This is a genomic window from Urechidicola vernalis, from assembly GCF_031846385.1.
GTDB classification, from domain to species: Bacteria; Bacteroidota; Bacteroidia; order Flavobacteriales; family Flavobacteriaceae; genus Urechidicola; species Urechidicola vernalis.
In genome coordinates this window covers 1-12,800 of the sequence record NZ_JAVRHV010000004.1, presented here as the reverse complement: position 1 = coordinate 12,800, position 12,800 = coordinate 1, and the positions used below count along the sequence as shown (strand labels likewise).

The window sequence follows — 12,800 nt, the reverse complement described above, 5'->3', positions numbered from 1 at the left end:
TATGAAAAGAGCAGGAATTTTATCATTGTTCACCCTCTTATTCCTATCCTTTATTGTGGTATGGAATCGCAGTTATGAATCAGGTTTAGAAGACGCTTATATTCCATTGGATGCTTCTGATGCTGTACCTTCAATACCATCGGAAGAAGGGGTTTTTAAACGAGCAGAATTCGCCTTGGAGTACGACAAAATGCCTTATGATGAAAATCATCAACGTAGTTTAGATACTTACTACGAGAATCGTGCGTATTATGGAGCGCCACCATATATACCGCATGAAGTTACTGAAGAAAGAAATATGGGTGGCAATAGTTGTTTAAAATGTCATGAAAATGGTGGATATGCCGCAAAGTTTAAAATGTACACCCCTGTAACACCGCACCCAGAGATGATAAATTGTAGGCAGTGTCATGTATCACAACTAACAGCAAGTGCATTTAAAGGAACAAACTTTCCGAAAAATAAAGCGCCAAAAGCAGGAGAAAACAATGCTTTAGTAAGTAGCCCGCCCATTATCCCACATCAAATACAAATGCGCGAAAATTGCTTATCATGTCATGCTGGGCCGGCTGCCCCAAAAGAAATTAGAGTCACGCATCCAGAACGTGTAAACTGCCGTCAATGTCATGTTCTTAATAACAAAAAGACTGCAGATATCGGTAACTTTAAAAAGTATTTAAATGAAACTAAATAGTCAACAAATATTACAAAGGTTAGGCTGCCTTGTTTTATGCCTAATTTTATTTTCATCCTGTGGAAAACATGGCGAACATGAATATCATGGAGTAACGGATAAAATTGAAGCGGAAGGCAAACATTACAATGGCACTAGTATTTCTTCAGACAAATATTTAGAAGGAATGGATTTAATGGAAATTACAGAAAATGGTCAAACCTTTCTAATTCCCAAACGCAAAGAGCATATTAAATCTTTTAACTGTACAGAATGTCATAGTGAACCTTTAGCAAAATTAAAAAAAGGAGAAGGTAAAAAAGCGCATTGGGACATCAAACTGAAGCATGCTAGTGAATTAACTATGAATTGTATTACATGCCATGATGGATCTAATATGGATCAATTAACAAGTTTAACTGACCAAAAAATTGATTTTAATAACAGTTATAATTTATGTAGCCAATGCCATACGAACCAATTTAAAGATTGGACTGGCGGTGCACATGGAAAAAGAATTGAAAGTTGGGCACCTCCAAGAGCTTCTATGACTTGCGTGAATTGTCATAACCCACACAGCCCTAGTTTTGAAACTAGATGGCCTGCAAGATTTAATACAGAAAAAATTAAAGAAAGGAAATAATGAGCAACGACAGTAAAAAATGGTTTTCCCTAAACCTTAATAGCAGGAAAAAGGTATCAGAATCGTCTTGCGGATGTGGAAAAACATCTGGCGGCTGCGGTTCTCATTCAAATCAAAAGCAACCAGAATTAAACGAACAAGAATTTTATGAGGCTGCTGTAGATGCATCAATAGGAGAAGAAAGAAGTAAAGACGGTTTTGAGCAAGTATTTGATGTTAAGATGGATCGTAGATCTGCGTTTAAAAAACTAACGGCAAGTTTGCTAATTGGCGCTGGTGCAGTTAGTACGTCATGCAGTATAGTGGCTGGAGATGAAACCAAAGAAAAAGCACAAATAGATTGGGAAGAACAGTTTAAAGGAAACTATAAATTAATGACCAATGACGAGAAATCGGCGACAGTAGATAGACTGGTGCGCTCTTATCAATTAAGAACAGGTAAAACCATAAGTATGTCTTCTAAAAATGCTGAGGAAGATGTTTTGTTTGGCTATGCTTTCAACATTTCTAAATGTCAGGGTTATATGGATTGTGTGAATGCCTGTGTTGAAGAAAACAACCAAGATAGAAATTCACAAATGCAATATATCCGTATTCATGAAATGAAAGACGGCAAAGGATTAAAGTTTGATGAGGCTGATGATAACTACTATCATGAGGTTCCAGCAGAAGGACATTTTTATATGGGTACTCAGTGTTTCCATTGCGACAACCCCCCTTGTATTGAAGTATGTCCGGTCCAAGCTACGTGGAGAGAAGATGACGGATTAGTGGTTGTAGATTATGACTGGTGTGTAGGATGTAGATATTGCATGGCTGCTTGTCCTTATGATGGTCGTAGATTTAACTGGTCTAAACCAGAAGTTCCGGAAGAGCAAGTAAATCACAACCAGCATTATTTAGGGAATAGAATGCGTAAAAAAGGGGTAGTTGAAAAATGTACGTTTTGCGTTCAACGCTCTAGAGCCGGTGAAAACCCAGCCTGTGTAGAAGCCTGCCCTACCGGTGCAAGAATATTCGGGAACCTCTTAGACCCAAAAAGTTCTATCCGTTGGGTATTAGAAAACAAAAAAGTTTTCCGTTTAAAAGAAGATTTAGGAACAGAACCAAAGTTTTGGTATTTCATGGACTAATGTCCAACAATAAAACGAAATCAAATGAGAAGATTAAAGGTTTTAAAAAGTTTAATTACCGATAGTTTAGATACCATAACACATGGGTCAAAAAGGTACCATTTATGGATGGCTTTTTTAACACTTGTTATGCTAGCGGGTATGTATTGTTATTCCATTCAATTAGATGAAGGCCTGAGTGTAACTGGAATGACAGATCGTGTTAGTTGGGGATTGTATATTTCTAATTTTACTTTTTTAGTTGGTGTGGCAGCCGCAGCAGTCATGTTGGTAATGCCAACATATGTATTAAAAGATATTGATTTTAAACAAGCGGTATTGATTGGTGAAGGATTGGCCGTTGCGGCTTTAATTATGTGTTTAGCATTTGTAGTTGCAGATATGGGAGGGCCTTCCGTATTATGGCATATGATTCCCGGAATTGGAGTTTTTAACTTCCCTAATTCTATGTTGACTTGGGATGTTTTAGTGCTGAATGGCTATTTATTTTTAAATCTTAGTATCCCATTTTACATCCTTTTTAGGCATTATCAGGGTAAGGAAGCTAACCCAAAAGTATATATACCAGGTGCGATTTTATCTGTTTTTTGGGCTGTCGGAATTCATTTAGTAACCGCCTTTTTATATCAAGGATTACAAGCAAGACCATTTTGGAACAATGCTCTATTAGGTCCTAGATTCTTGGCTTCTGCCTTTGCTGCTGGGCCAGCCTTAATTATTTTGGTTTTGGCATTGATTCGTTCATTTTCCGAATTTAAAATAGAAGACAAAACCATCAAAAAAATAGCAATGGTAGTCACTGTTGCTGCACAAATCAATTTAATTATGTTGGTTTCTGAATTGTTTAAAGAGTTCTATGCACCGACGCATCACAGTGAAAGTGCGTATTATTTATTTTTTGGGTTACATGGAAAAGGAGCTTTATTACCATGGATCTGGACGGCAATTACCTTAAATGTTACAGCCACAATAATTCTTACATTCAACAAACTCCGTAACAATTTAAAAATCTTATACGTGGCTTGCTTTATGTTATTTATTGCTATTTGGATAGAAAAAGGGTTTGGATTGATCATTCCTGGATTTATTCCTGGTCCTTATGGTAAAATTGCTGAATACACACCAACAGGAATCGAAATAATGGTGACTCTTGGTATTTGGGCCATGGGTGCTTTTGTATTCACAATTCTTGCAAAGACGGCCATTGGAATTGAAACGAAGAAACTACGATTTAAAAAATGATTACTTTCTACCAAAGTCTGCCGGAATTTCTCCCCAGGCTTTGGTTTCCCATTTTAATATTTTGGTAGTGTAACTGTTTTCTTTAAGCCATTTTTCTGCGCGCTTTACAAAATCGAACAAGTCTTTGTTTTCTGAAGTAATCTGTAAATTGGTTCTGCACTGCCCTTTTTTGACCCAACTCATCGCAATTTTCGAATCTGAATAAATAGGAAGGTTGGACTTGTTGTTTTTCAAAAAACCAAGGCCATGAACCAAAGCCAAAAACTCCCCTATATTATTGGTCCCTTTTTCAAAAGGTCCTTGAATAAAAAATTGCTTTTTTGTTTCGGTGTCTACTCCTCTATACTCCATTTTACCGGGGTTTCCGCTACAAGCAGCATCAACAGCTAAGGAAGGAACAATGGGTTTACCATATTTCGCAATTTCTTCTGGAGATAATTTTACCGTTTTGGTATCCTTACCTACATAATCGGCATATTTACCTTTAAATGCCTTTTCTGCAAGATCCTTTGAAGCAAATGATTTGTACTGTGCACCTTTAAAGTTGGTAATATGTTTCTTACAGACATTCCACGATGTAAACACACCTGATTTATGTCCGCTCCAAACAACGTAAAACTTTTTCTTAGCCATGCTTTAAAAGTACTTGTTCAATTATTTTTGGAAAGTGTTCATATTCTAACGCATGTATTTTACCAGCAACATCGTCAGGGGAGTCTGAAGGTAATACGTTGGTATTGGCTTGAAAAATAATAGCACCCTCGTCGTAGTTTTCATTTACAAAATGAATTGTAATACCTGTTTCATTTTCTTTATTTTCTACTACAGCATTATGCACATGCATTCCGTACATTCCTTTCCCACCATATTTCGGTAATAAAGCAGGATGAATATTGATCATTTTATTCGAAAATGCCTTCACCATATATTCAGGAATTCGCCATAAGAAACCAGCTAACACAATAAAGTCTGCGTTTTCTTGAAGGTATTTACCCAGTAGAGTTTCATCATTAAATTCGGAACGATTAAAAACCAAACTTTCAACTCCTAGTCTTTTAGCGCGATCTAATACTTTCGCATTTGGATTGTTCGTTATAAAACTCACAATTTTAACTGCATTAGACGTTTTAAAATATTCAAATATATTTTCGGCATTTGAGCCAGAACCAGATGCAAAAATGACAATACGTTTCATCTATAGTAAAGCGTTAAAGAGGAGAACAAAAAAACGCATAATTATTAACAATTACGAAGAATGTTCAAAAATTGAGTTAATTTTTTTATATTAGTATCACATTTTTGTGGGTAACGATGAATAAACAAAATAAGTTTTTTATTTTTGCCGAGAATTTAAATTTAAAAAATAAAAAATTATGTCAGACATTGCATCTAGAGTAAAAGCTATTATCGTTGACAAATTAGGAGTTGACGAGAATGAAGTAACAGCAGAAGCAAGCTTCACAAACGACTTAGGAGCAGATTCACTTGACACTGTTGAGTTAATCATGGAATTCGAAAAAGAATTTGATATTCAAATTCCAGATGATCAAGCAGAGAATATTGGAACTGTTGGTCAAGCAATTAGCTATATTGAAGGAGCAAAATAGTAATCTAAAGATACACTAGCTACGAGTTCAATATGTAAATAATTGGACTCGTAGTCATTTTTTAGAAACAATAAAATCATCCACATATGGAATTAAAAAGAGTTGTAGTAACTGGTCTAGGAGCCTTAACACCAATTGGAAACAATATTGAAGAATATTGGAATGGGTTGGTGAATGGAGTGAGTGGTGCAGCGCCTATCACACATTTTGATGCTGAAAAGTTTAAAACACGCTTTGCTTGTGAAGTAAAGAACTTTAATGTGACTGATTTTATCCACAGAAAGGAAGCTCGTAAAATGGACAAATTTGCGCAGTATGCTATGGTAGCATCTGACGAAGCCATTGTTGATGCTAAATTAGATGTGGAACAATTAAACCTAGATAGAGTTGGTGTAATTTGGGGTGCCGGAATTGGCGGATTGGAAACTTTCCAAAACGAGGTATTAAATTATGCTGCTGGAGATGGATCGCCACGATTCAATCCATTTTTTATTCCTAAAATGATTGCAGATATCGCCCCTGGGTTTATCTCAATTAAATATGGATTTAGAGGACCTAACTTTACAACAGTATCGGCTTGTGCATCGTCAGCAAATGCTATTATTGATGCCTTTAATTATATTAGATTAGGGAAAGCTGATGTATTTGTAACAGGTGGTTCTGAAGCTGCTGTAGCCAAAGCAGGTATTGGCGGATTCAATGCCATGCACGCTTTATCTACAAGAAATGAAAGTCCAGAGACTGCCTCTAGACCATTTGACGAAACTAGAGATGGTTTTGTTTTAGGTGAAGGTGCTGGAGCTATGATTCTTGAAGAATACGAGCACGCTGTTGCACGTGGTGCTAAAATTTATGCCGAATTAGGCGGTGGCGGATTATCTGCAGATGCACATCATATTACAGCTCCACATCCAGAAGGGTTGGGCGCAAGAAACGTAATGTTAAACTGTTTAGATGACGCAAATGTTGCAATAGAAGATGTAGATGCCATAAATGTACATGGTACCTCGACTCCTTTAGGCGATATTGCCGAAACAAAGGCTATTGTTGATGTTTTTGGCGAACATGCTTACAATATCAATATCAATTCTACAAAATCGATGACAGGGCACTTATTAGGTGCAGCAGGAGTTATAGAAGCTATTTCTTCTATCTTGTCTATCAAGCACGGAATAATTCCTCCAACAATTAATCATACAACAAATGATGAACGAATTGATGGAAAATTAAATCTTACGCTTAACAAACCTCAAAAACGCGATGTAAAAATTGCAATGAGTAATACTTTTGGTTTTGGAGGACACAATGCTTGTGTGCTTTTCAAAAAAATGGATTAAATCTTTTAAATGCGTTTTATACGAAAAATCATACCGTCGCATCCCAAAGAAGATGCGACTTTTTATCGTGAATTGAAAACCATTTTAGGATTCTCACCTGTTGATTTAACGTATTACAAAAAGGCTTTTGTGCATAGATCTGTTAAGTATGTAGATGCCAAAGGAAATCCTCAAAACTATGAACGTTTAGAATTTCTTGGAGACGCCATGCTTGGCGCTGTAATTGCTTCATACTTATTTAAAAAAGTACCATCGGGCAACGAGGGGTATCTCACACAAATGCGCTCAAAGATTGTTAGTAGAGAGCATTTAAATGAATTAGGAAGAGATTTAAATCTTATTAAATTCGTTTCTAGTAATGTGGCCAAATCAAAATTTGGCGAAAATATAAACGGAAATATTTTTGAAGCCTTAATCGGTGCTATTTATCTAGATCGAGGCTACTTATTTTGTAAAAAATTCATTCGCAAAAGAGTCATTAAACCCTATGTAGATATTCCAAAGTTAGAAGGGAAAATTACAAGTTATAAGAGTTTATTTATTGAGTGGTGTCAGAAAGAGAAAAAGGACTTTTTATTTGATATTTATGATGACACTGGCAACGATACGGTGCGTCATTTTAGTGTAAAATTATCATTAGAAGGTAAAATAATTGCCAAAGGAAGAGCCACTTCAAAGAAAAAAGCAGAAGAGATTGCCGCCAAAAGAGCCTATTATGCTTTTCAAAAAGAAATTTCCCAAAATCAATAAAAACTGTAAACACTAAAACGTTTTAGTTTTAATTATCTACTCAATTTACCGAAACATTGCGTAAATTTGCATTCTGTACATTTATTTACTTATGCGTTTTGAATTAGATTTAGGAGACGATTATTCATTAATTGGAATTCATACTTCTGAAGAAGATTATCGCTTAGCATTTTTGCTAAATCGGCATTTGAAAACAAATTTTACAAACTCAAAAAATCAATTAGATTTTAAAAATGATGTCGCCTCGTTTTCAGTTTTTGAATTTATTAACGAGCAACATCAACTAACAATACATTTAATTGCCAATAAATTTGTAGGGAATGCAAGGCAATCGACTGAATTAAACCTATTTAATAGTGAAGTTCAGTTTAGCAATATCTCATATCTAATTCCTGAAAAGAAAAATATAGATTATTTTCTTAAAATTGAAGGAGATATTACCAACAACGAATTGAATAAAAGAATTGATAAAATTAATAAGATCAATCAAATTATAACATCATATCAAATTAATCCAGCGGAGTTAAAATCTAAGGATTATTTAATTTTTTAACTATGTCACAAACAAAAAAGACCAAAATAGTTGCTACACTTGGCCCAGCAAGTTCAGATAAAGATACTTTAAGAAATATGATTCTGGCAGGAGTCAATGTTTTTAGAATAAATTTTTCGCACGCTGATTATTCTGACGTTACAGAACGCGTTAAAATTATTCGTGAATTAAACGAGGAAACTGGAACAAACACAGCTATATTAGCAGATTTACAAGGTCCAAAATTACGTGTTGGCGTAATGGAAGAAGCGCTTTTAAAGGATGGTGACACATTTACTTTTACAACTGAAAAGTGTATCGGAAATAATAAGAAGGCCTTTATGACCTATCAAACTTTTCCTCAAGATGTAAAAAAAGGTGAAAACATTTTAGTTGACGATGGAAAATTAATGTTTGAAGTTATTGATTCTGATGGAGATAAAAATGTTACTACGAAAGTTGTACGAGGTGGTGAATTAAAATCTAAAAAAGGAGTTAATTTACCAAACACAAATATTTCACAACCTGCATTAACAGAGAAAGATATTGAAGATGCAATTTTTGCAATTGGGCTAGAAGTAGATTGGATTGCACTTTCATTTGTAAGAACTGGTGAGGATTTAAAAATGTTACACGATTTAATTGCGAAACACTCTGAACATAGAATACCGGTGATTGCAAAAATTGAAAAACCAGAAGCGGTTAAAAATATAGATTCGTTAATTCCTTTTTGCGATGCCATAATGGTTGCTCGTGGTGATTTAGGAGTTGAGATTCCGATGAACGAAGTTCCATTAGTTCAGAAAAATTTAGTCTTAAGAGCAAAACAAGCTAGAATTCCAGTAATTATTGCCACGCAAATGATGGAGTCTATGATTGAAAACTTGGTACCTACAAGAGCTGAAGTGAATGATGTTGCCAACTCAATTATTGATGGCGCTGATGCAGTTATGTTGTCCGGAGAGACTTCTGTAGGTATAGATCCTGCTAATGTAATTCAGTATATGTCTGATATTGTAGAAAGTGTTGAGAACTCTCCAATTATTAAAGTTCCTGCTGATGCTCCGCATATTAAAACAAAACGATATATTTCAAAAGCAGTTTGTCATCATGCCGCGTTAATGGCCAATGATATAGATGCAGCGGCCATAGCAACATTAACAAATTCTGGCTATACAGCCTTTCAAGTATCAGCTTGGAGACCAAGAAACACTCATATTTTAGCTTTCACTTCTAACAAGCGAATTTTAACAATGTTAAACCTTTTATGGGGTGTTAAAGCATTTTACTATAGCAATTTAGTAAACACAGATACTACGATAAGAGAAATCAACCAGATTGCTAAAGAAAAGGGGCTTTTACAAAAAGATGATTACGTAATTAACTTAACATCTATGCCTGTTAAGGAAAAAGGAATGGTGAATACCATGAGATTAACACAGGTAAAATAATCACTCTTCAAACAAATACATGTCAGTCATTCAAAAGTTTATCTTTGGATGACTGATTTTTTTTGTTTATATTCACGTTCAATCAAAATTGAAAATAATGGGAATCAAGAACTTTAAAGCTCCGAAAAAAGCAATAGATAAAAACGAAAACAGAGCTATTTTAGTTTCAGATTTTATGACTAAAAAACTAATCACGTTTAGCGAAGACCAAACATTGTTAAGTGTAATTGACACACTTATTTCCAATAAAATTTCTGGTGGCCCTGTAGTAAATAAAAAGGGTGATTTAGTCGGTATTATTTCCGAAGGAGATTGTATTAAGCAAATTTCTGAAAGTCGTTATTACAATATGCCAATAAGCGATAAAAAGGTTTCATCGTATATGATTAAAAATGTTGAAACCATTGATGGAAGTATGGATATTTTTGACGCAGCAAACAAGTTTTTAAAATCTAAAAGACGAAGATTTCCGATAATGAAAAATGGAAATCTCATTGGGCAAATTTCACAAAAAGATATTCTAAAAGCTGCCTTAGACCATAAGGGTCATGATTGGTAGTTATTCACTTTTAACCAATAAATAATAGTCGTTTTCTAGGGCCAAATAACCTTGATCGTATACGTAATAATAGGTATTGCCTGTTTTGGTTGTATAGATTGATGTGAATACATTAAAATCGAAATTATTACTAATCATTTTTACTCTTGTAACCTTCGTTTTTCCAGATTTATTTAATTCGCTTAACGTCTTATAATTTTTCCTTAAACGATAGTTAACGTTACGAATCATGTTCTTACTTTCCTTATTCACTTTGTTATTAAAAGTGTTCCGGCAATAATCAGAACAAAACTTCTTATCTATTCTACCCTTGAATGCCGTTCCGCATTCTAAACAATTTTGCCCCTCCATTTATTTTCTATATTTATCGTGTAAACCGATTCCTTGTAGAATCATTGGTACAATTTTTTCAATTCTACTTTGCTTTGTTGCTTCTCTTTTTGCACTAGAAATATGCTCTGTAAATTCGCGTTGTTTTGAGGGTGTAAACTTTTCAAATGCGTCTTTTAATTTCTGATCTGAATCTAATGCTGCTTTTAATTCAACTGGAATTAAAACCTCTTTTTTTGGTTTGGCAACTTTTATCGTTTTACCTTCTTTTTGATTTTCAATGGCTTCATTCATATAGGAAAGAATTAAATTCGGATCCATTTCTTTAATCGAATTAAATCGCCATTGTCGCATTCCTTTTGTCTTTCCATCTTGGGCATTTATTAGTTTGTTTTCTTTGTCCGTCAGAAAACTTCCATTAAAAAACCAAAGGCCAACATAGCTTTTAAAGGCACCAATACCCATCACGTTTTTTCCATTAACCGTATAGGTAGGCGCTCCCCATTTTACAGTTTCTTCAAATGTTGTTTTAAACGTCAATTCTCGTAAAAACTCTAATTCTTGCAACCATTCTGAATGATTTTCTATATACTCTTCAACTGATGTAAAACCTTTCATAACCCTTCAATTTATTCAATAAATATACAATTATTTTTTCGAATGTAAACGACTCTATCGCTTACTATCGAAAGTAACCGTTTAACAACCGGTAAGATTTACCCAATCGATTCATCTTTGCATCGTCAATAGTTGACAAACAACATTTATTAATATTTAAAAACTTATCTTATGAATACGTTAAGAAACAAAGTACAGTTAATCGGAAACCTAGGAAACAACCCAGAAATTATTACCATGGATTCTGGAAAAAAATTAGCAAAATTTTCAATTGCTACAAACGAAACCTACAAAAATGCACAAGGCGAAAAAGTTCAAAATACAGAATGGCACAACGTAGTTGCATGGAATAAAACTGCAGATATTGTAGAGAGTTATTTAGAAAAAGGAAGTGAAATTGCCATTGAAGGTAAATTAACCTCTCGTTCTTATGATGATAAAGAAGGGAACAAGCGCTATGTTACCGAAGTGGTATGTAATGAGTTGTTGATGTTGGGCGGAAAATAAAAGCGGCTTAACTTATAAATTAAAAAATATACTTAAGCAACTAGTAGTAGAGCCCCATACTCTTTGGGGCTTTAGTTTGTTGTCTAAAACAAAAATTGAAACTATGCATATATCATCCCTTCCTCCTATTAAATTAAAAAAGATACTACATGATGGCGAAGTACGTCTTGCATTACAATTTGATTTTAATCAAGAATTAATCAATATTGTTAAGAACACTAAAAAATACCGCTGGTGTAAACGCCTAAAAATATGGCACACTGTTTTTACCTCTTCTACATTATACAATGCCGAAAATAATTTTAAGGCGTATACTAAAATAATAAAGGACCCTTCTTTAAAAAAAGAAGTTAGGGGAAAGGTTTTACGAAAACGACAAATTATATCTAAAGAAAACAAACAGGTTATAAAATTATATGTACAGTTTTTACAAGGTCGGAGGTATAGTATAAGTACGGTTAAAACTTACTTTACCTTAATCGCCGATTTTATTGAATATGCAAATGATATACAATTAGAGGAATTGTCTCATAAGGATGTTGAACGCTATTTAGGTGAAGTTTTTGCTCCGAAAGGATATAGTATTAGCACCCAACGACAACTTATTAGCGCAATAAAATTGTTCACCGTTTTTTATTCAAATTCAAAGATTGATTCGGTAAAATTAGTACGGCCTAAGAATTCTAAAATATTACCGACAGTATTATCTAAAGAAGAAATTATAACTATTCTAAAAAGCACCAAAAACTTAAAGCATCGGGCAATTATTGCTATGATCTATTCGGCAGGGTTAAGAATAAGCGAGTTGGTTAATTTAAGAATTCAGGATATTGATATTGATCGAAGACAAATCGTTGTTAAGAACTCCAAGGGAAGAAAAGATAGAAACATTATCTTGGCTCAAAGTATGATTCCTTTGCTTAAAAATTATATGGCAACTTATGCGCCTAATTTATATTTTGCAGAAGGAAGAAATAACGCGAAATATGCCCCAGAAAGCATTCGATCATTTTTAAAAGTGTCTTGTAAAAATGCGCAAATAAGAAAAAGAGTTACGCCACACACTTTGCGGCATAGTTATGCAACTCACTTATTAGAAAATGGAGTAGACCTGCGTTATATACAAGAATTGTTAGGGCATGCGAAGCCTGAAACCACTATGATTTACACGCATGTTTCGAAAAAAGACTTATTAAATATTGAAAGCCCATTAGATACTGTTGCAAAAAGTTTAATAAATAACCAGAATGGTTATAACAATCCTAGATTATCCATTAATTATTAGTGAAATGTTTTTTATATTTGATTTTGCAAGAAGAATTAAAATAGGGTTATTGAATTTTGATAAAATAAATCAAAAGTTCCTTTATCGGGAGCATAATACCCCGATAAACCAAGTTTTTCTTAGGATATAACAA

At 34.1% G+C, this 12,800-nt stretch carries 16 protein-coding genes; 12 read left to right on the top strand and 4 right to left on the bottom strand.

Going from position 1 to position 12,800, the window contains the following annotated elements; all coding sequences use genetic code 11:
* The first annotated feature begins 1 nt into the window (after position 1).
* The 4 genes from RM519_RS08735 to dsrP are packed head-to-tail and all read left to right on the top strand — an operon-like array spanning position 2 to position 3,691.
* Positions 2–694 (top strand): nitrate reductase cytochrome c-type subunit, encoded by a 693-nt coding sequence (locus RM519_RS08735; protein ID WP_311593329.1) that lies wholly within the window; start codon positions 2–4, stop codon positions 692–694.
* Entirely contained in the window at positions 681–1,316 is a 636-nt protein-coding gene (locus tag RM519_RS08730) for a cytochrome c3 family protein (protein WP_311593327.1), read from the top strand. The genes RM519_RS08735 and RM519_RS08730 overlap by 14 nt, the downstream gene beginning before the upstream one ends.
* Complete coding sequence (locus tag RM519_RS08725) at positions 1,316–2,449, top strand: 4Fe-4S dicluster domain-containing protein (RefSeq protein ID WP_311593326.1); 1,134 nt, start codon at positions 1,316–1,318, stop codon at positions 2,447–2,449. The genes RM519_RS08730 and RM519_RS08725 overlap by 1 nt, the downstream gene beginning before the upstream one ends.
* A 24-nt stretch (positions 2,450–2,473) precedes the next feature.
* Positions 2,474–3,691: a sulfate reduction electron transfer complex DsrMKJOP subunit DsrP gene (dsrP, locus tag RM519_RS08720; RefSeq protein WP_311593325.1), complete on the top strand. Its 1,218-nt coding sequence runs from the start codon at positions 2,474–2,476 to the stop codon at positions 3,689–3,691.
* Here the strand turns inward: dsrP and RM519_RS08715 are convergent, their stop codons facing one another.
* Together RM519_RS08715 and purN are read right to left on the bottom strand one after the other, a co-directional pair.
* The gene (locus RM519_RS08715; RefSeq protein WP_311593324.1) at positions 3,692–4,324 is read right to left on the bottom strand and encodes a ribonuclease H1 domain-containing protein; all 633 of its coding nucleotides are present in this window, start codon (positions 4,322–4,324) and stop codon (positions 3,692–3,694) included.
* Positions 4,317–4,886, bottom strand: a complete 570-nt coding sequence (gene purN, locus RM519_RS08710; RefSeq protein ID WP_311593323.1) for a phosphoribosylglycinamide formyltransferase — start codon at positions 4,884–4,886, stop codon at positions 4,317–4,319. Before purN ends, RM519_RS08715 begins: the two co-directional genes overlap by 8 nt.
* A gap of 178 nt (positions 4,887–5,064) precedes the next feature.
* Here purN and RM519_RS08705 point away from each other — a divergent pair, with 178 nt between their 5' ends.
* From RM519_RS08705 to RM519_RS08680, 6 genes are all read left to right on the top strand, one after another.
* Positions 5,065–5,298 (top strand): acyl carrier protein, encoded by a 234-nt coding sequence (locus RM519_RS08705; RefSeq protein ID WP_311593322.1) that lies wholly within the window; start codon positions 5,065–5,067, stop codon positions 5,296–5,298.
* 86 nt (positions 5,299–5,384) lie between these two features.
* Entirely contained in the window at positions 5,385–6,635 is a 1,251-nt protein-coding gene (gene fabF / locus RM519_RS08700) for a beta-ketoacyl-ACP synthase II (protein WP_311593321.1), read from the top strand.
* Positions 6,636–6,644: 9 nt separating this feature from the next.
* Positions 6,645–7,385 (top strand): ribonuclease III, encoded by a 741-nt coding sequence (gene rnc / locus RM519_RS08695; protein ID WP_311593320.1) that lies wholly within the window; start codon positions 6,645–6,647, stop codon positions 7,383–7,385.
* A 91-nt stretch (positions 7,386–7,476) separates the two neighbouring features.
* Complete coding sequence (locus RM519_RS08690) at positions 7,477–7,938, top strand: IPExxxVDY family protein (RefSeq protein WP_311593318.1); 462 nt, start codon at positions 7,477–7,479, stop codon at positions 7,936–7,938.
* A gap of 2 nt (positions 7,939–7,940) precedes the next feature.
* The gene (pyk, locus tag RM519_RS08685) at positions 7,941–9,368 is read left to right on the top strand and encodes a pyruvate kinase (protein ID WP_311593317.1); all 1,428 of its coding nucleotides are present in this window, start codon (positions 7,941–7,943) and stop codon (positions 9,366–9,368) included.
* Between the two features lie 97 nt (positions 9,369–9,465).
* Entirely contained in the window at positions 9,466–9,927 is a 462-nt protein-coding gene (locus tag RM519_RS08680) for a CBS domain-containing protein (RefSeq protein WP_311593316.1), read from the top strand.
* Here the strand turns inward: RM519_RS08680 and RM519_RS08675 are convergent, their stop codons facing one another.
* Together RM519_RS08675 and RM519_RS08670 are read right to left on the bottom strand one after the other, a co-directional pair.
* Positions 9,928–10,278 (bottom strand): hypothetical protein, encoded by a 351-nt coding sequence (locus RM519_RS08675; protein WP_311593315.1) that lies wholly within the window; start codon positions 10,276–10,278, stop codon positions 9,928–9,930. It lies immediately after the preceding gene.
* Positions 10,279–10,875: a YdeI/OmpD-associated family protein gene (locus RM519_RS08670; protein WP_311593314.1), complete on the bottom strand. Its 597-nt coding sequence runs from the start codon at positions 10,873–10,875 to the stop codon at positions 10,279–10,281.
* A gap of 171 nt (positions 10,876–11,046) precedes the next feature.
* On the opposite strand from RM519_RS08670, the gene RM519_RS08665 reads away from it, so the two are divergent.
* Both RM519_RS08665 and RM519_RS08660 read left to right on the top strand, forming a co-directional pair.
* The gene (locus RM519_RS08665; protein ID WP_311593312.1) at positions 11,047–11,382 is read left to right on the top strand and encodes a single-stranded DNA-binding protein; all 336 of its coding nucleotides are present in this window, start codon (positions 11,047–11,049) and stop codon (positions 11,380–11,382) included.
* A gap of 103 nt (positions 11,383–11,485) precedes the next feature.
* Positions 11,486–12,667: a tyrosine-type recombinase/integrase gene (locus RM519_RS08660; RefSeq protein WP_311593311.1), complete on the top strand. Its 1,182-nt coding sequence runs from the start codon at positions 11,486–11,488 to the stop codon at positions 12,665–12,667.
* Positions 12,668–12,800: the final 133 nt, after the last annotated feature.